Annotated in this window: 20 protein-coding genes; 10 read left to right on the top strand and 10 right to left on the bottom strand. The window is 69.4% G+C overall.

Annotation, left to right across the window (positions count from 1 at the left end):
• Positions 1 to 44 precede the first annotated feature (44 nt).
• Positions 45 to 1,109 carry a M20/M25/M40 family metallo-hydrolase gene (locus LI336_RS03695; RefSeq protein ID WP_227131276.1) on the bottom strand — a complete coding sequence of 355 codons (1,065 nt, stop codon included), beginning with the start codon at positions 1,107 to 1,109 and terminating at the stop codon, positions 45 to 47.
• Between the two features lie 201 nt (positions 1,110 to 1,310).
• Between LI336_RS03695 and LI336_RS03690 the strand changes: the two genes are divergently transcribed.
• Positions 1,311 to 1,658, top strand: a complete 348-nt coding sequence (locus LI336_RS03690) for a hypothetical protein (RefSeq protein ID WP_227131275.1) — start codon at positions 1,311 to 1,313, stop codon at positions 1,656 to 1,658.
• Between the two features lie 90 nt (positions 1,659 to 1,748).
• Positions 1,749 to 2,708, top strand: a complete 960-nt coding sequence (locus LI336_RS03685; protein WP_227131274.1) for a zinc-dependent metalloprotease — start codon at positions 1,749 to 1,751, stop codon at positions 2,706 to 2,708.
• Positions 2,709 to 2,758: 50 nt separating this feature from the next.
• On the opposite strand, the gene LI336_RS03680 is transcribed toward LI336_RS03685, so the two are convergent.
• From LI336_RS03680 to LI336_RS03660, 5 genes are all read right to left on the bottom strand, one after another.
• Complete coding sequence (locus LI336_RS03680; RefSeq protein WP_227131273.1) at positions 2,759 to 3,025, bottom strand: DUF8527 family protein; 267 nt, start codon at positions 3,023 to 3,025, stop codon at positions 2,759 to 2,761.
• Positions 3,025 to 3,414: a hypothetical protein gene (locus LI336_RS03675; RefSeq protein WP_227131272.1), complete on the bottom strand. Its 390-nt coding sequence runs from the start codon at positions 3,412 to 3,414 to the stop codon at positions 3,025 to 3,027. The genes LI336_RS03680 and LI336_RS03675 overlap by 1 nt, the downstream gene beginning before the upstream one ends.
• 88 nt (positions 3,415 to 3,502) lie before the next feature.
• On the bottom strand, positions 3,503 to 4,057 hold the full coding sequence (locus tag LI336_RS03670) for a hypothetical protein (RefSeq protein ID WP_227131271.1): 555 nt from the start codon (positions 4,055 to 4,057) through the stop codon (positions 3,503 to 3,505).
• 83 nt (positions 4,058 to 4,140) lie between these two features.
• Entirely contained in the window at positions 4,141 to 4,329 is a 189-nt protein-coding gene (locus LI336_RS03665; RefSeq protein WP_227131270.1) for a hypothetical protein, read from the bottom strand.
• Positions 4,330 to 4,385: 56 nt separating this feature from the next.
• Positions 4,386 to 4,907 carry a hypothetical protein gene (locus LI336_RS03660; protein WP_227131269.1) on the bottom strand — a complete coding sequence of 174 codons (522 nt, stop codon included), beginning with the start codon at positions 4,905 to 4,907 and terminating at the stop codon, positions 4,386 to 4,388.
• A gap of 93 nt (positions 4,908 to 5,000) precedes the next feature.
• Here LI336_RS03660 and LI336_RS03655 point away from each other — a divergent pair, with 93 nt between their 5' ends.
• From LI336_RS03655 to LI336_RS03645, 3 genes are all read left to right on the top strand, one after another.
• Positions 5,001 to 7,727 (top strand): AAA domain-containing protein, encoded by a 2,727-nt coding sequence (locus tag LI336_RS03655; RefSeq protein WP_227131268.1) that lies wholly within the window; start codon positions 5,001 to 5,003, stop codon positions 7,725 to 7,727.
• 93 nt (positions 7,728 to 7,820) lie between these two features.
• Positions 7,821 to 8,342, top strand: coding sequence for a DUF6789 family protein (locus tag LI336_RS03650; RefSeq protein WP_227131267.1), 522 nt, complete (start codon positions 7,821 to 7,823; stop codon positions 8,340 to 8,342).
• Positions 8,343 to 8,421: 79 nt separating this feature from the next.
• A complete protein-coding gene (locus LI336_RS03645; protein WP_227131266.1) occupies positions 8,422 to 9,690 on the top strand; it encodes a lactate racemase domain-containing protein in 1,269 nt (422 codons plus the stop codon).
• A gap of 69 nt (positions 9,691 to 9,759) precedes the next feature.
• Here LI336_RS03645 and LI336_RS03640 read toward each other — a convergent pair whose 3' ends face one another.
• Positions 9,760 to 10,110, bottom strand: coding sequence for a hypothetical protein (locus LI336_RS03640; RefSeq protein WP_227131265.1), 351 nt, complete (start codon positions 10,108 to 10,110; stop codon positions 9,760 to 9,762).
• Positions 10,111 to 10,212: 102 nt separating this feature from the next.
• Complete coding sequence (locus tag LI336_RS03635; protein ID WP_227131264.1) at positions 10,213 to 10,962, bottom strand: hypothetical protein; 750 nt, start codon at positions 10,960 to 10,962, stop codon at positions 10,213 to 10,215.
• Positions 10,963 to 11,100: 138 nt separating this feature from the next.
• On the opposite strand from LI336_RS03635, the gene LI336_RS03630 reads away from it, so the two are divergent.
• Complete coding sequence (locus tag LI336_RS03630) at positions 11,101 to 11,322, top strand: hypothetical protein (RefSeq protein WP_227131263.1); 222 nt, start codon at positions 11,101 to 11,103, stop codon at positions 11,320 to 11,322.
• Positions 11,323 to 11,340: 18 nt separating this feature from the next.
• On the opposite strand, the gene LI336_RS03625 is transcribed toward LI336_RS03630, so the two are convergent.
• A complete protein-coding gene (locus LI336_RS03625; protein ID WP_227131262.1) occupies positions 11,341 to 14,154 on the bottom strand; it encodes an ATP-dependent helicase in 2,814 nt (937 codons plus the stop codon).
• Between the two features lie 306 nt (positions 14,155 to 14,460).
• Here LI336_RS03625 and rpl7ae point away from each other — a divergent pair, with 306 nt between their 5' ends.
• From rpl7ae to ndk, 4 genes are read left to right on the top strand one after another with little or no spacing between them, the layout of a single operon-like run.
• Positions 14,461 to 14,820, top strand: a complete 360-nt coding sequence (rpl7ae, locus tag LI336_RS03620; protein ID WP_227131261.1) for a 50S ribosomal protein L7Ae — start codon at positions 14,461 to 14,463, stop codon at positions 14,818 to 14,820.
• 6 nt (positions 14,821 to 14,826) lie between these two features.
• Positions 14,827 to 15,051: a 30S ribosomal protein S28e gene (locus LI336_RS03615; RefSeq protein ID WP_227131260.1), complete on the top strand. Its 225-nt coding sequence runs from the start codon at positions 14,827 to 14,829 to the stop codon at positions 15,049 to 15,051.
• On the top strand, positions 15,051 to 15,245 hold the full coding sequence (locus LI336_RS03610; RefSeq protein WP_227131259.1) for a 50S ribosomal protein L24e: 195 nt from the start codon (positions 15,051 to 15,053) through the stop codon (positions 15,243 to 15,245). Before LI336_RS03615 ends, LI336_RS03610 begins: the two co-directional genes overlap by 1 nt.
• Entirely contained in the window at positions 15,242 to 15,706 is a 465-nt protein-coding gene (gene ndk / locus LI336_RS03605; protein WP_227131258.1) for a nucleoside-diphosphate kinase, read from the top strand. The genes LI336_RS03610 and ndk overlap by 4 nt, the downstream gene beginning before the upstream one ends.
• 140 nt (positions 15,707 to 15,846) lie before the next feature.
• Here ndk and LI336_RS03600 read toward each other — a convergent pair whose 3' ends face one another.
• Positions 15,847 to 17,736: a S9 family peptidase gene (locus LI336_RS03600; protein WP_227131257.1), complete on the bottom strand. Its 1,890-nt coding sequence runs from the start codon at positions 17,734 to 17,736 to the stop codon at positions 15,847 to 15,849.
• Positions 17,737 to 17,869 lie beyond the last annotated feature (133 nt).

Below are 17,869 nucleotides of genomic sequence, written 5' to 3'. Positions count from 1 at the left end.
GTCGCCGCCGACAGGTCGCCTGCAATCGCCGCGGGTGCGCGCGGTCAGACGTCGACCGCGAAGCTCTCCCGGTCCTCGACGGTCGCCGCGAACGCCGCGAGCAGGTCCGCGACGCCCTCCACGTCGGTCGTGTCCACGACCTCGACGGGTGTGTGCATGTAGCGGTTCGGGACGCTCACGTTCAGCGACGGCACGCCGCCGCTGGAGACGTAGAACTCGTCGGTGTCCGTCCCGGTGAAGCTCCCGGCGGCCTGCAGCTGGACGTCGATGTCCGCGTCCGCCGCGGCCTTCCGCGCGAGCTGCGAGACGACCGGATGGTTCGCGCTCCCGCGGCCGACCACGGGGCCGTCGCCGAGCGCGACGTCGCCCGTCTTCTCCGACGGGGACTTCGGGTAGTCGCCGGCGTGCGTGACGTCCACGACGAGCGCCGCGTCCACGTCCAGCCGGTCGGTCACCATCATCGCGCCCTTCTTCCCGAGTTCCTCTTGGACCGTGCTCACGGCGTACACGGTGACGTCGACGTCCATCTCGGCAGCGCGCCGCAGGCCCTCGATGGCCGTGTACGTCCCGACGCGGTTGTCCATCCCGCGCGCCGCGACCTTGTCGCCGACGAGGTCCTCGACGGTCGACGAGAACGTGATAGGGTCCCCGACCTCGACGAGCTCTTCGGCTTCCTCGCGGTCCTCGGCGCCGACGTCGACGACCTGCTCGGCTATCTCGTCGTACTCGTCCTTCGAGGGGTCACGGAGGTGGATCGCGACCTGCCCGACCACGCCCGGGACGACCCCGTCGCTGCCGTGGATCGTGACGTGCTGGCCCTTCGACACCGTGCGGTCGCTCCCGCCGATGCGTCCGAGGTGCACGAACCCGTCGTCGTCGATGCGACGGACGATGAACCCGATCTCGTCGCCGTGCCCGGCGAACGCGACCGTCGGCCCCTCGGCGTCCTCGTTGTACGCCGCGATCGCGTTCCCGTACGCGTCCGTCCGCACGTCGTCGGCGTACTGCTTCGCGTACTCCACCCACACGCGCTGGCCGCGCGTCTCGTACCCCGACGGACTCGGCGTCTCGAGGAGTTCCTCCAGGAACTCCCAGCGTTCGCTATCCATGCCTGACCGGTTCGTGGGCGGGGACTTAAGGCTCGGGAATCCACGGCCAGTTCCACGCCACCGATGCCGTTACAATCCCCGTGGCGACGCCGACCGCTCGACCCCGTGGCGGCGCCGACCTGTCAACGTCGGAGGCGCACGTCGACCCGGTGCAGCGACCACGTCGGAATCGATAAGTGACGACTCCGCGAAGGGTACGGTATGGGAGACATCACGATATTCGAGTTGCACTTCGAGGGCGGCCTCCAGCTCGGCCCGAGCTTCGGCGACGACCCGAGCCCGGACGTCGAGGCGACCGACGGCGGCCACCCCTCCGACGCCGACGACGCACCGACGACCGACGCCCCCGCGGTGGACGTCGACCCCGACGACGCAGCCGAGAGCGGGCGCAACACGCCGGTGAAGGGCGCCATCCTCGGCGTCGTCGCACTCGTCCTGCTCGCCGTCGCCGCACGCGTCCTCATGGGCGGCGACGACGACGCCGTCGACGACGTCGAGATGGTCGAACTCGACGACGTCGACGACGCAGACGACGTCGACGACGTCTGAACCAGCACCGGCGACCGGCCGCGTTCGCGCCGGGACATCACTCCCGAGGAGACTGAAAGCGTTTACGTGTCCACCTCCTACGCTTTCGGCATGAACCTGTTCCGGAGCGTTCAGGCGGTCGCGTCCGCGTCCGGCGAGGGCGCTATCGACTGGACGGCCGTCGCGGACGCGGCGAAGGCCGCGACCGACCCCGGCGACGTCGCGCTCACCGACGCGCAGCGAACCGGGTACGCGACCGACGTCCGCGACGCCCGCGACCGCGTGCGGCGCGTCGCCAGCATCGACTTCGACGTCCCCGACACCATCGAGATACAGCACCGCCACCACTGGGTGGACGCGAACGTCGACACGTTCCGGCGCGTCCTCGCACCGCTCGAAGCAGAAGGGATGTCCGCGTTCCCCGGCGTCGCCCGCACCGTGAACACGGGGACGATGGCGGTGATGCTGACGTTCCTCGCGAAGAACGTCCTCGGCCAGTACGACCCGCTCTTGCTCGCGGGCGACGACGACCCCGACCACGCGCTGTACTTCGTGCACCCGAACATCGAGCGCGTCGCCGACAGCCTCGACGTCGACGCCCCGCGATTCCGCCGCTGGATCGCGTTCCACGAGGTCACGCACGCCGCGGAGTTCGGCGCCGCCCCGTGGCTCTCGGGGTACCTCGAGGACCGCGTCGAGTCCGGCCTCCAGGACCTCTCCGCGGGCGGCATCTCCTCGCAGGAGTTCCAGGAGATGAACGCCGCGATGACCGTCGTCGAGGGGTACGCGGAACTCCTGATGGATCACGCGTTCGACGACGAGTACGCGGACCTGCGCCGGAAGGTCGACGAGCGCCGCGGCGGCCGCGGCCCGCTCGCCCAGCTCGCGCGTCGACTCCTCGGCCTCGGCCTGAAACGCCAGCAGTACGAGCGCGGGAAGGCGTTCTTCGAGCACGTCACGGACGCCCGCGGCCTCGACGCCGCCGGGCGCGTCTGGGACGGGCCCGAGAACCTCCCGACCGACGAGGAGATAGACGACCCCGACGCGTGGCTCTCGCGACTCGGCCTCTAAGAACGAACGCGGGCACTGCGAACGAATACGCCGGTTCGCCGTCGACGCGGTCAGTTGAAGCGGTCGCGTTTCTCGTAGCCGTCCTCGCTCCCGGGCTCGTGCCGGGACGACCCGTCCTGGTACGCCCACACCATGTAGTACCAGAGCACGAACCCGAGGGCCGCCCCGCCGAGCGCGCCCCCGGCGACGACGACCGGGCCGGCGTCCGCGTACAGCGCGACGAGCGCGCCCGAACCAGCGACGAGGAGGACGACGAAGGCCTGGAGGCGACTCATGCCCGCGGCGTAGTCGGCCTCGCTGAGCGATGGCCCCACCATCAGACTGCGGTCGGGGCGCTCACGTGCAGTTCCAGGAACGACCACTCGTCGTCGTGGTCGACGAGCGTCCCGCTCCAGCGCGTCTCGAACTCGTGGCGGGTCGCCGTGGCGTCGTCGTCGTCGGACGTCCGCGTCCACGCGAGCGAGACGGCGTCGTTGAACGACGCCCACTCCTCCCCTTGGACGACGGCCGGTCCGTCGCTCCCGACCGACCAGTCGGTGGTCGTCCGCGTCTGCTCGCGTAACGCCGCGGCGACCGCGTCGTACCCGTCGTACGTCGTGGATATCGCAGCTTTCCACGTGTCGGGGGACTCGCGGAAGTACGGGTACAGCGGTTCGCCGCGACGCAACGCCTCGTAGTAATCCAGCACAGCGTCCTCGGCGCTCATAGCCGAACGCAGGACTGGTATCGGTATCAAACCCTCGCTTCCGGGAGTCCGCGAGACGACCGCGTCGCGAGTACGCGGCCGACGCCGCTCACATGAAGCCCTTGTCGACCTCGTCGGTCTCCACGAGGTCGTCGAGCTCCTCGTTGAGGACGTCCTCGGCCTCCTCGAACGTCGTCGCGAGTTCGTCCAGGCCGTCGGGCCGGTCGTACTGGTCGTACTCCATCGGGCCGAACGCCGGCGAATCGAGCGCCTCCATGACGTCGTCGAAGAAGTCGCCGGGGGTCGTCGGCGCGTCCGCGTGCGCCTTCACGACCTCCTCCAGTTCCGTCGCCTTCTCCTTCGCCTCGTCCTCGTCCATGCCCTCGCTGGGTCCCTGGACGGCGAACCGACCCGAGCCCTCCGTCGGGAGGTAGCTCCCGATCTCGTCGTCGAGGTTCCGGGCGACCTGCGACCCGACGCCCTTCACCTCGAAGGGGTTCTTGGCGTACGTCTTCAACTGGTACATCCCCCTGTCGGGATGCCCGAGGTAGAGGTCCTCCCCGAGGCCGTTCGCGCGGTCGCCGGCGACCGCGCGCCAGCCGTCCGGGTCCACGTTCGACTCAACCACGTCCTCGACGATGTCGTCCCAGTCGCGAACCCGCATGCCTCACGGTAGCGGATACGGCGGCAAGATTGTGTCGGTCCGGGCGATTCCGGAACCGGCGGTGGCGTCGGTCGCGGGGCCGTTCAGTCCAGTCCGGCCTGTGCCAGTCCGGCACCGATGGCGATACCCATCCCCATTCCGATGGTGAGGCCGAGCGCGATGTCGTCCATCGCCACGCCGATCGCCGTCCCGACGCCCGCACCGAGTGCGATGCCGACAGCCATCCCTCGCGGGTCTAGTGCCCCGTCGTCGTCCGCCGGCTGGTCGCTCATATGCGAAAGAGTTCCGGCGACGGTACAGTACGCTGTCGGTTCGACGACGAACCCTCTCACGCGCAGGCGATGGTGACCCAGCCGTAGTCTGGTGGGTCGTCGCTATCGGCGGCGGAGCGTTCGACCCGAGCCTCGGTGACGCGATACCAGGCATCGTAGTGGAGGCTCGCGAGGAGCGTCGTCTCGGCGTCGCCCGCGCGCTCGGCGGACTCGGCGGCGTCCAGGCTCACCTCGACGAACACGACCACGCCGGCGTCCGCATCGTCATCAGTCTCCGAGTGTACGTACTCGACGCCGCTCACGTTCCAGCCCTCGGCCTCGGCGCGGTCGCGAGCGTACGCCCTCTCGACGAACTCCGCGACCTCGCGCGCCGGTCCCTCGGTCGGGTCCTCGGGGACGTCGACGTCCGCGAGGTCGAGCGAGTCGTCGACGGTACAGGTCGCGGTGGGGGAACTCGTCGGCGGACGCTCGGTCGTGGACGCGGTGTCGTTCCCGCCGGTCGACTCGAAGGCACCGAGACACCCTGCGGTGGCTGGAACGGCGGCGGCGACGGTCGCGAGGAGGGCGCGGCGGCGCATGCGGCCCGGTGGTCGCGCCGGCGGTAAGTGTCTTCTCCGCGGCGACCCCGGGAACCGACACCCCTAACCGGGCCGCGGGCGTGGCTTCCTATCGTGACTGACGCGGCTCGCGACGCGATAGAGGGGACGATATCGGCGGTCGGCGACGCCAAGGAGGTGTCGACGCAGTACGGGACCTCCGACCTCGCGGAGCTGACGGTGGAGACCGAGACGGGCCCCGAGCAGGTGACGTGCTGGGGGAAGTGGACTGAGACGACCGCGGTCGCCGAGCCCGGGATGCGTATCCGCGTGACGAACCCCGAGGAGCGCGAGTACCAGGGCGATGTACAGTATTCGACGACGGGCGACTCCTACGTGGTGCTGGAACCGCAGTTCCTCGTGGACGTGACGGACGTCCGCGAGTACGTGCAGTGCCCGCGGATGTACTACCTGAACAAGCTCTCCAGCGCCCCGCTCAAGTACCCCGTCATCAAGGGGACCATCGTCCACGAGGTGTTCGGCGACCTGCTGCGTGGCGTGGACTTCGACGACGCCGTCGACGACCGCGTCGAGGAGGCCGGCCTCGACCTCGGGTTGCTCGGGATGGACGCCGAGGAGGTCCGCGAGGAGGTCGCGGAGAACGCCAGGGCCATCGACGCGTGGCTCTCGCAGGGCAAACTGAGCGGCGACGACGAGTGGCGGTCGGAGATGACGCTCATCTCGGAGACGTTCGGCATCAAGGGCCGCGCGGACGCGGTCCGGAACGGGATGCCCGTCGAACTGAAGACCGGGAAGAACCTCAAGCGGGACCCGCGGTTCGAGGACAAGATACAGGCCGCGTCGTACGCGCTCTTGCTCCGCGAACGCGGCGTCGAGGTCGATACCGCGACCTTGCTCTACACGAAGAACGCGGCGCTCGATAGGTCCGAATTCTCCGGGGACTTCTCGCCCGCGAAGGAGTTCTCCGTCGGGGACGGCCTCCTGAAGTACGTCGTTCGCGCGCGGAACGCCATCGCGGGGTTCGAGTACGATTTTGCGGTACCGACGGGGTACGAGGCCGACGCGGTCTGCGAGTACTGCTTCGAGCAGGACACGTGTCGCGTCGTCGCGGGCCGACTCGACCAGGAGTCGAAGGCGGGCCAGATCGGGCGGAAGCTCCCCGACGACGAGCTCGAGTACTACGAGGACACCTATCGCGCTATCGAGGAGGAGCGCGTGGAGACCCACGAGGAGTACGCGAAGCTCTGGGAGCAGACGCCCGCCGAGCGCGCCGAGGACGACCGCGCGCTCGTCGACCTCGAGTTCGAGAGCAAGCGCGAACGCGCCGACGGCCGGTGGGAGTTGCGGGCGCGACGCACCTCGGCGGCGGTGTCGAAGCTCCGCGAGGACGACCTCGTGCTCGCGAGCGACGGCGACCCCGTCCAGGGCGACGCGGAACTGGCGTACATCGAGCGCCTCGGCGACGACGAGGTCGTGCTGAGTGCGGCCGAACCCATCGCGGTGTCCCGCATCGACGTCTACCCGTCGGAGTTCTCGGTGTCGCGGATGCAGGTCGCGCTCCACGACGCGCTCCTCAAGGGCGACCCGGACCGGAAGGACGTCCTGTTCGGTCGCCGGGAGCCCGAGTTCGACGCCGAGCGTGCGCTCGACCCCGACCGCGACCCGGGCGAGGGCGGCGAGTCGACGACCGAGGCGGAGCCGGAGACGTTCGTCGACAACAACGCGGCGCAGGACGAGGCGGTGCGGAAGGCCGTCACTGCGGAGGACGTTGCGCTCGTGCACGGGCCGCCGGGAACGGGGAAGACGTACACCATCGGGCAGGCGGTCCGGGCGATGGTCGCGCGCGGCGAACGCGTGCTGTTGTCGGCGTTCACGAACCGTGCGGTCGACAACGCGCTCGAAGCGCTCGAGGAGCAAGGGTTCACGGACTTCGTCAGGGTCGGTACCGAGTCCGGTATCCGCGACGACATGCTCGGGTACCGCCTCGAGACGCGCGGCGACCCCGAGGAGTGCGCTGCGCGACTGCAGGACGCGCAGGTCGTCGCGGCGACGACCGCGACCTGTGGCTCCAGGGTGATGCGCGAGCAGCGCTTCGACGCGGCGCTCGTCGACGAGGCCGGCCAGCTGACGGAGCCGGACGCGCTCGCGGCGGTGAACCTCGCGGAGCGGTTCGTGCTCGTCGGCGACCACCAGCAGCTCCCACCGGTGGTGCGCGCGGAGAACGAACTCCAGGAGTCGCTGTTCGAGCGCCTCGTCGAACGCTACCCCGAGGCGGGCGTGATGCTCGACAGGCAGTACCGGATGAGTCAACGCATCCAGGCGTTCGCGTCCGCGGCGTTCTACGACGGCAAGCTCCGGCCGGCGACGGGCGAGGTCGCCGCCCAGCACCCGCGTCAGCTCGTCGACCTCGACGACCTCCCCGCGGAACTCCGGGACGGCGTGACGTTCCTGGACACCCCGGGGGACGGTGGCCGAAACACGGACGCTGTGGAGGCCGAACGCGTCGCGGACGTCGTCTCGTCGTACCTCGCCGCGGGCGTGGCGCCCGAGGACGTGGGCGTCATCGCTCCGTTCAGGGCGCAGGTCGCGGAGATCACGCGGCGCGTCCCCGAGTCGGTGACCGTCGACACCGTCGACCGCTTCCAGGGGTCCTCGAAGGAGGTCATCGTGGTCTCGTTCGTCGCCTCGGGCGACCTCGAGTCGCCGATATTCGAGGACTATCGGCGCGTGAACGTGGCGTTGACGCGAGCGAAGCGCGCGCTCGTCCTCGTCGGCGACGCGGACGCGCTCGCGACCGACCCCGTCTACGGCCGGATGGTCGACTGGTCGCGACCCGACTGACCGACGCGGGCGACGAACCACCGCGTTCCGTTTTCGAGACGCGTCCCGAACCTGTGCGGTCCATTTATGGCCGTGTCGCGTGTTAGCATTACTATGGCAAGTGATAACGCGACACACGACGAGCCGGCGGTGGAGGACGGCACCGCGGAGGACGCGTTCTCCACGCCCGAAGCGAGCGAACTCGAGCGCGCGGTCGGCGGTATCGCCGGCGGCATCGTCGGCACGATGCTCATGACGGGCGTGCTCTTCATCGTGAACGCCACGCTCACGCCCCGCATCGACGTGTTCGGGACGCTCGCGGAACTCGCCGGCGTCGGGAACGCGCCCGCGCTCGGCCTCGCGCTGTTCTTCGGCGCCGGCATGTTCGCGTGGCCGCTCCTGTTCGTCACCCTCGGCGCGTACCTCCCCGGCGCCACGCGCCCCCAGCAGGGCATCGTGTTCGCCGCCGTCCTCTGGACGGGGTTCATCACCGCGTTCTACTCGCGCTACGCCGGGTTCGACCTCCTCGTCTTCGTCGTGTTCTCCGTCGTCACGCACCTCGCGTACGGCTGGGTGCTCGGGTTCGTCTCCGCGCGCCTCACCGGCCAGTACGAGGCGCCCGAACTCGCGGTCTGACCGTCTCGCGGTCTGACCGACCGGCGGTCGCCAGGGGGACCCCCGCCCGCTTTTGGTTCGGGGGGACGACCACTCCCGCATGGACCTCCCACTCGGCGACGGGACCGTCTCCGTGTCCCTCGACGCCGTCGACGCGACGGTCGCACGCGCCCCGGGCGGAGACGCCGTCGACGTCCCGGCCGCGGCCCGGAAGGCGCTCGCCGACCCGCACGGGCCGCGACTCCGCGAGCGCGCCACGCCCGACGACGACGTCGCCATCGTCGTCACCGACGGCACGCGCGCCGTCCCCACCGACGTCCTCCTCGCCGGCCTCCTCGACGACCTCGACGCCGCCGGCGTCGCCCGCGAACAGGTCACGGTCGTCGTCGGCCTCGGGCTCCACCGACCGATGACCGACGCCGAACTCGAGGAGATGCTCGGCGCGCACGCCGACCTCGCCGCGAACCACGACCCCGACGACGTCGTCGCCGTCGGCGAGGTCGACGGCGTCCCGATCGAACTCGCTCGGACCGTCGCGAACGCCGACCTGGTCGCGGCGACGGGCGTCGTCGAACCCCACCAGTACGCGGGGTTCTCCGGCGGCGCGAAGACCGTCGTCGTCGGCGCCGGCAGCGAATCACAGATCGGGTACACGCACGGCCCCGACCTCCTCGCGCGCGACGGCGTCCGGCTCGGGCGCGTCGAGAACAACCCCTTCCGCGAGTTCCTCGACCGCGCCGGCGACCTCGCCGGCCCGGACTTCTGCGTGAACGTCACGAAGGGCCCGCAGGGCGTCCTCGGCGTCGCCGCCGGCGACCCGCGGGCGGTCGTCCGCGACCTCGCCGCCACCGCCCGCGACGCGCTCTCCGTCCCGATCCCCGACGACGAGACCTACGACGCCGTGGTCGCGGGCGTCGGCGCCCCGAAGGACGCGAACCTCTACCAGGCCACCCGGGCGGCGACGTACGTCGCGCTCGGCGACCGCAACCCGCTCGCCGCGCCCGCCGCCGACGCGGACGACGGGTCCGCCGGCGCGCGCGGCCGCATCCTCGTCCCCGCGGAACTCCCCGAAGGCGCGGGCGAGGGAACCGGCGAGCGACGGTTCCACGACTGGCTCTCGAACGCGACCGACGCCGACTCGCTCTACCGCGAGATGCGCGACGGCTACGAGCCCGGCGCGCAGCGCGCGTTCGTCGTCGCGCGCGTCCTCCGCGACCACGACGTCCACGTCACCAACAGCCAGCATCCCGACGTCGTCGACGACTGCCTCATGCACGCCGCCGACAGCGTCGAGGACGCACTCGACCCCGGGACCGACGTGCTCGTCGTCCCCGACGCCCTGAACACGCTCCTCGTCCCCGAGCGCTGACGAACGGGCGACGTGTTCGACTCGCGCGACGCGTCAGCGGGAACCACGCGTCCAGGGGACCCGTGGACGCTACGGGACGTACGTGTCGAGCACCTCCCAGTTCGCCGGGGTCCGGACCGTCTCGTCCTCCTGCCAGCGGACCTCCACGACGGACGCGTCCGCGGGCACCGTCGCCGTCACGCTGTCTCCCGCGGTCACCGTCTCGTGGTCGTCGGCGAACTGCACGTCGAGCGTCGTCTCGTCGCCGCCCCGCTCGGCCATCAGACGCACGCGCTTCGCGGGGAACGACTCGCCGCCCTCGTGGGCGACCATCAGCGCGCGCGTCCCCTCCTCGTAGGCGAACGCGAAGGATGCGCGAGGTGCCGGCCACCCGTACGCGAGGAAGTCGAGGCGCTTCGTCGGCGTCGTCCCGGTGACCACCGCCGCGTCTCCCCGTCGAGTGCTCTCCAGGTCCTCGTACGTCTGGAACGCCGCACGCTCCCGGCACGTCCCGAGGAACGCGTCCGGGTCGGGCGACGACGGCTAGAGCGCGACGGCGCGGAGGTCCGTCGTCCGGTCGCCGACCGCGAACGCCTCGGCGCTCCCGGTCACCTCGGGGACGTACGCCGACCTGGTCGAGAGGCGCGCGACCGTCGGGTCGTCGGCGAGCGCGGCGACTCGCGCGAGGCGCTCGGCTGGTGCCGTCTCGGTCGCGAACGTCGACGGGCGCTCGGCGAGCACCCGCACCGCTCGTCGTTCGAGTCGGTCCCGGCGCTCGACGACCGACGCGTCCGCGTCCGGCCTGGCGCCCATCGACAGCAGGACGCCGTCGCCGACCACCTGGAGGACGTGCTCGCCACGGACGCGACTCCAGTAGCCGTCGGCGTCCATCGGCTCGAACGTCTCCCAGACGTCGTCGGCCGCTCGCAGCGCAGCCTCGTCGTCACGGAGGCGTGCGACCGCGTACTGGTACTCCCTGATGGTCACGACGAGGTCGCGCACGAACGCGGGTTCGAGCAGCGGCGCCGACGCCACCCACTCGTCGAGCACGGGGAACCGCTCGACGTGCTCGGCGAGCGAATCGACGTCGACGTACCGGACGTGCTGGAGTCGCCACTCGGGCGTCACGTCGGCCGCCTGCAGCCAGTCGTCGGTCACGATACGGGACGTGAACGACGGCGGGTCGACGCTCCGGTCGAAGACGCCACGCGTGCAACCGGCGAGCGACGACGTGGACGCGACGGCACCGATGGCGCTGGCACGGAGAACTCGGCGACGCGAGACCCGTCGCATACGACACACCCATCACGGCGTCGATAAGTGTCTTGGGCCACCCGTCGGGGCGAACGCCACGCTGACGCCCGCCAGCTTTAGCCGACCGGGGTTCGCACTCACGCCAACGTGACGTACAATCCGCCACCGTGGAACTCGATGCGCGACGCGTTCGGGTGGACCGTCCTCGGCCTGCTCCTCGCCTTCGTCGGGTTCCAGTTCTCCGGGGCCACCGGCGTGTACGCTATCGGGGCCGGCCTCGTCGCAACGGGCCTGGGCACCGGCTCGCTGTTCGGGTTGTACACCGAGGAGTTCCGCATGGCGGTGATCGACCTCAAGCAACGAACGCTCGGGCAGTCGCGCTCGAAGTACGAACGATAGCAGCCCGCGAGACCAGCCTCACCGACCCGCGGTCGGTTCCGCCGTCTCGTCGTCGCCCTCGATCTCGTCGACCACCCGCTGATGGAACTCCTGGAGGACCGCGGACTCGTCCTCCGCGAGCACGACGTCGCTCGCCATCAGCGTCGCCAGCCCGAACGCGCGCGGCGACGGCGACTCCACGCGCGTCCGCGACACCTCGATATCGCCGTCCTGCACGCCGCGCGCGAACGTCTCGATGCCGTCGACGTGGAGCTTGTCCTCCAGTATCTCGCGGTACGTCTCCTCGACGACCGCGAACTCCTCCAGGTCCTCCGCGAACGACAGCAGCATCTCGCTCGCGACCTGCTGTTGCTTCGCGGACTTCTCGTAGCCCTTGTAGCGCTTCAGTATCATCAACGAGCGCGTCGCGTCGATGCGGAAGTACCGCTGCAGGAGGTCCGTTCCCCCCACCGCCTGCCGGAGCGTCCCCCGGACCGCGTCGGGGTCGAGGTCCTCGACGATGCCGACGACGTCCACCTTCCGGTTCAGGGGGAGTTTCAGCGTGAACCCGTCGTCCGCGACCGCGACCGTCACGTTCGCGTTCGCCTCCTGCGCGATGCGGTACGCCAGGAGCCTGGAGAGGCCGTCGTTGAACCGCCGGCCGTAGTTCGAGTGCACGTAGTAGTGGCGCTCGTACGCGTCCCGGTCACGGGCCTCCTCGATGGCCAACCGGTCCGGGGTGCTCACGCTCGCCGCGCCAGCGTACCGCACCTGCTCGTCGTACATCCGGCTGAGTGCTCGCACCGCGTGCTCGTCGATGGGCATCTCGCGCAGCCAGTGACGGACCGCGGGTGTCCCACCGCGCTCGTACTTTTCCAGGAGCGTCTCCTGGAAGGCCAGTACCTCCACGCCGAGGTCGTACGCGAGCGGCAGGCGCTCGCTGAACCACGACGGCACCGTAGGGGAGGCAGCCGTGCGGTCGACGTACACCTTCGACCCACGGCGGTACTCGTACTCGAAGTTCGACCCGCCGAGCACGAACACGTCACCCGGCTCCAGCGTGTCGAGGTAGGATTCGTCGAGCTGACCCACCCACTCGTCGCCGCTGCGCGTGAAGACGTCGCACGCGAACGAGTCCGGGATGGTCCCGACGTTCGTCATGTAGATGACCCTGGCGAGCCGCCCGCGCTTCCCCATCAGGGGCGTCCCGGGCTCGTACTCGTCGTAGTGGTGCTCGCCGCCGGGTTCGTCGTTCTCGTCGCGCCACACCTTCGCGTACACGTTCTTGTCCTCCAGGCCCTCGTAGTCGGCCGTGAGGTACCGCAGGAGCTGCTCCCAGTCGTCGTCGCCGTAGTGCCGATAGGGGTACGCGCCCTGGAGGATCCGCTTCACGTCGGCCTCCGGCCGTATCTCCGCGATAGCCATCCCGTAGACGTGCTGGGCGGCGACGTCCTGGCAGCGCTCCGGGACGTTCACGGAGTCCACGAACCCCTCGGTCGCCTTCTTCACCATCACCGCGCACTCGACGAGCTCGTCGCGGTCGAGCGCGACGACCCTGCCCGTGACGGTCTCGCCGACGCGATGGCCCGCGCGCCCGACGCGCTGGAGCATCGCCGCGACCGACTTCGGACTCCCGACCTGCACCACGAGGTCGACGTGGGGCATGTCGACCCCGAGCTCCAGGCTCGTCGACGACGTCACCACGTCCAACTCGCCGTCCTTCAACTTGCGCTCGACGTCCTGGCGGACGTCCTTCGAGAGGCTGCCGTGATGGCACGCGGAGTTCGCCTCGTCGTACGCGTCGTACCTGTCGCGGAGGTTGTGCAGCACGCGCTCGGCGCCCGACCGCGTGTTCGTGAACACGAGCGTGTTCGTCGACCCCTGCACGTGCTCGTGCAAGGAGTCGTAGAACTCGCCCGTCACGACGTCCCGCGGCGTGTGCACGAGGTCGTCGGTCGGGCACTCCAACTGGAGGTCGAACTCGCGCGCGAACCGCGCGTCCACGATCTCGTAATCCCTGGGTTCGCGCTCGCCCACCATCGCGCCCCCCGACGCAGTCCCCTTCCCAGACGCGGCCTCCTCGTCCGCGTCCACGGGCTCGTAGCCGACGAGGAACTTCGCCATCTGGCTCAAGGGTTCGATGGTCGCCGAGCACCCGATGCGCGTCGGCGACCCGTTCGCGAGCGCCTCCAGACGCTCCAGGCTCACCGAGAGATGCGTCCCGCGCTTGCTCTCCGCGAGCGAGTGGATCTCGTCGACGACGACGTACTCCACGGTTCGAAGCTTCTCCCGGAACTTCGGCGAGTTCAGGAGTATCGCGAGCGTCTCCGGCGTCGTGTTCAGGATGTGCGGGGTCTCCCGCAGCATCTTCTGGCGGTCCGCGTCGCTCGTGTCCCCGTGCCGTATCGCGTGCCGTATCTCGCCGACGTCCTCGCCGCGGGCCTCGGCGATGTCCGTGATGCCCTCCAGTGGCTCCGTGAGGTTCCGATGGATGTCGTTCGCGAGCGACTTCAGCGGCGACACGTACAGGCAGTACACCGAGTTCTCGAGGCCCTCCTCGCGTTCGCGCTCGCGCTCGAACAGCGCGTCGATGATGGCCGTGAACGACGCGAGCGTCTTCCCGCTCCCCGTCGGCGCGCACACCAGCGCGTTCTCCCCGCGCTGCACGAGCGGGATGGCCTCCTTCTGGGGCGGCGTGAAGAACCCGCCGTTCTCCGGGACGAACGCCCCGAACTGCTCGACCCACCACTGCCGGACCGACGGCGACAACGAATCGAGGACGTCCGCGTCGTCCACGTCGCTCGCGTCGACGTCCACTTCGGTCCTCGACGCCAACAGATCCAGCGCGTCCATTCACGCGTCTCTCCGTGCCACACACGGAAGAACGTCACGTCGACCGAGGTCGGACCCTCCAAGGACGCATCACCACCCGGAATGTCGCCCGACCGGAACGTGCGAGCGCCCAACACACCGAAACCCGATTGAACATTCTTATAAGGTGGGGCCAGCAACTCACGAGGTACACCCTACGCGGGGTTGATGATGCTCCTAGCCCCACAGGACGAGGGCCGTCCCGCACCCAGCCGGTCGGCCCAAGCGGACACCGAGTCCGCGGACGGCAGGGGAGCGCGAGCCCACGCGTAGACAAGGTGAACAACCATGCCAGTTTACGTCAACAAAGAAGTCCCAGCCGACCTCCAGGACGACGCCCTCGAGGCGCTCGAGGTCGCACGAGACACAGGTAGCGTAAAGAAAGGAACCAACGAGACGACCAAGGCCGTCGAGCGAGGGAACGCCTCCATCGTGTACGTGGCCGAGGACGTCCAGCCCGAGGAGATCGTCATGCACCTCCCCGAGCTCGCCGACGAGAAGGGTATCCCGGTCGTGTTCGTGGAGACCCAGGACGACGTCGGGCACGCCGCCGGCCTCGAGGTCGGTAGCGCTGCCGCGGCCGTCGTCGACGCCGGCGACGCGTCGGATCAGGTCGACGACATCGCCTCGAAGCTCGAGGACCTCTGATAGGCCATGAGCGCAGAAGAATCAGAGAGCGGCTCCACGCCCGCGGAAGTTATCGAAATCGTCGGTAAGACCGGCATGCACGGTGAGGCCATGCAGGTCAAGTGCCGCATCCGCGAAGGCGAGAATCAGGGTCGCATCATCACGCGAAACTGCCTCGGTCCGGTCCGCGAGGGCGACGTCCTCCAGCTGCGAGAGACCGCCCGCGAGGCCGACTCCATCGGAGGCCAATAATGCCCCAGACTCGAGCCTGTGATTACTGTGGGGACGACATCGAGCCCGGTACCGGGACGATGTTCGTTCGCACGGACGGTACGACGATTCACTACTGTAGCGCGAAGTGCGAGAAGAACGCGGACCTCGGCCGCGAACCCCGCGACCTGGAGTGGACGGACGAGGGTCGCGCGAACTCGGGGGATAACGAATGAGCGAGCGCGAGCGGACGTTCGTGATGGTCAAGCCCGACGCGTTCGCGCGCGGGCTCGTCGGTACCGTCATCTCGCGTCTCGAGGACCGTGGCCTGAAGCTCGTCGGGATGAAGGTCGAGATCCTCGACGAGGAGACGGCCCACGAGCACTACGCGGAGCACACGGACAAGCCGTTCTTCGACGACCTCGTCGACTTCATCACCTCGGGACCGGTCGTCCCGATGGTGTGGGAGGGCGAGGACGCGACGCGGCAGGTCCGGCAGATGATCGGTGCGACGGACCCGCTCGAGGCGGACGCCGGCACCATCCGCGGTGACTACGCGCTCGACCTCGGCCGGAACGTCGTGCACGCGGCGGACCACGAGGACGAGGGCGCGAACGAGCGCGAGATCTCGATCCACTTCGACGACGACGACCTCGTGTCCTACGAGGGACACGACGAGACCTGGCTGTACGAGTAATCAGCCGGTTCGCGCGCTTCTCACTCGATTCCACGACCCGATAGCGACGGGTGTGGTCGCTGTCCCCGGGACTATGTTCGATAGCGACGGGTGGGTGCCGTCGCGCGGTCGCGGTGAGTCTTCGGTTTCAGTCGTCGCCGTCAGTCGTCGGCGGGGGCGTCGACGGTCGTGTCGACCCGTCGGTCGAGGAAGTCCTCGAGGAGGCGGAACATCCGGAGTTTCTGGTCCTGGTCGCTGGACGCGTGGCCTTCCTCGCCGAGTTCCTCGTACTCGTAGTCGTCGCCGGCGGCGTAGTCGGCGTCGTCGAGGGCGTCACGGAAGATGCGTGCCTGCGAGACGGGGACGCGGCGGTCGTTGACGCCGTGGACGAGGAACATCGGGGCGTCGACGTTCTCGACGTACTCGACTGGTGACCGCTCTCGATAGCGCTCGGGGTTCTCGCTGGGCGTCCCGAGGTACTTCTCCATGAGTTCGGTCTTGAAGTGCGGCATCGTGTTCTCGTACATGTCCTCGAGGTCGGTGAGCCCGATCCAGGCGACGCTGGCGTCGTAGAGCTCGGGGTACTGGACGGCCTGCCAGTACGCGCTGTAGCCGCCGTAGCTGCCGCCGAAGACGACGACGCGGTCGTCGTCGAGCCAGTCGCGGTCGGCGAGGACGTGCTCGGCGGCGGTGGCGACGTCGCCCTGTTCGGCGCCACCCCAGTCGTCGATGAGTTCCTCGACGAACTCGCGGCCGCGGCCGGTGGACCCGCGGTAGTTCACCTTGAGGACGGAGAACCCCATGGCGGCGAGGACCTGCGTGTAGAGGTCGAAGGACTTGGTGTCGCGTGCTCGTGGGCCGCCGTGGGGGTTGACGACGAGCGGCGAGGGTCGTTCGCCGGAGTCGTAGAGGAGCGCGCCGATGTCGAACGTCTCGTAGGGGTCGTGGTCGACGGCTTCGGCGGGCGTGTCGGGGACGCCGTCGGATTCGACGGTGAGGTACTCGGCGTCCGCGAAGTCCTCCGGTTCGAACGGGCCGTACTCGGGTTCGACGAGCGTCTCGGTGTCGTCTGCGTCGAGGTCGTACGCGAGCAGTTCCGGGCGCGTCGTCGGCGTGGTGTGGGTGACGGCGACGGTGGTGGCGTCGATGCTCGCGTCGCCGCCCATCCCGATTCCGGCGCTGCCGTCGGGCAGGTCGAATTCGCGTCCGTCGCCGGTCTCGACGTCGTAGACGACTGGGACGTTGATCGCGTCTCGCGAGCGCGTTGCGATGATGCGCTGCCCGTCCTCCGTGAAGAACTGCCCGCCCTCCTCGTACTCGCCGGTGCCGTACCACGTCATGTCGTCGGCGTCGAGGTCGTAGACGCCGAGGCGACTGAGGTCCTCGCTGTTGTCGGTGACGAGGAGACGGTCGCCGTCCGGGTGCCAGTCCACCGGGAGGCTCTCTGCGCCCGTCTCGCCGATCTCCAGGTTCCGGGCGTTCGACCCGTCGACGTCGGCGACGTAGACGTCCTTGTTGTCGAAGTCGTCGGTCTCGTTCGTCGAGTACGCGATGCGGTCGCCGTCCGGGGAGAGGTGCGACCCCCAGACGGCGCGGTCGTAGTCGGTGACCTTCGTCGTCTCGCCGCTCGCGAGGTCGTGCCGGTAGACGTTCATCTGGCCGTCGCGGGAGGACCCGAGGAGGAGCGTGTCGCCGTCCTCGCCGACGTCCTGTAGCATCACCTGGCCGTCCATCTCGACGACGGGTTCGACGTCACCGTCGCGCGTGATGCGGTGGATGTCGTTCTGTTCGTCGCCGGCTTCGTCGAGGTGGAAGTAGATGGCGTCGCCGTCCGCGGCCCACTCGACGAACCAGCGGGCGTTCCGCGGGACCTCGCCGTCGCTCCACTGTTCGCGTTCGCCGGTCTCCAGGTCGAGGACGTGGAGTTCGTTCCGGCCCGTGTCGTCGTAGTAGAACGCGACCTCGCTGCCGTCCGGGGAGACCGTCGGGTGGGCGAGCGTCGGCAGGCTTGCGAGCGCTTCGAGGACGTCCGTGTCAGCGGGAACCTCCATGCACGAATCGTGTCGCGTGGGCCACATAAGGACTTGCAGAAGAATTCTTCAGTCCCACCATCGCCGAGCCGTCGGTTCGAACGGGTTGCTGGCTCGGGAACGCTCCCGCCGGGGGGTGAAACTATTTGTGCGT

The sequence above is a fragment of the Halorubellus salinus genome, from assembly GCF_020567525.1.
Classification (GTDB): domain Archaea; phylum Halobacteriota; class Halobacteria; order Halobacteriales; family Natrialbaceae; genus Halorubellus; species Halorubellus salinus.
Note: the sequence above shows the minus strand (reverse complement) of the source record. Positions and strands in the feature narration are given on the sequence as shown.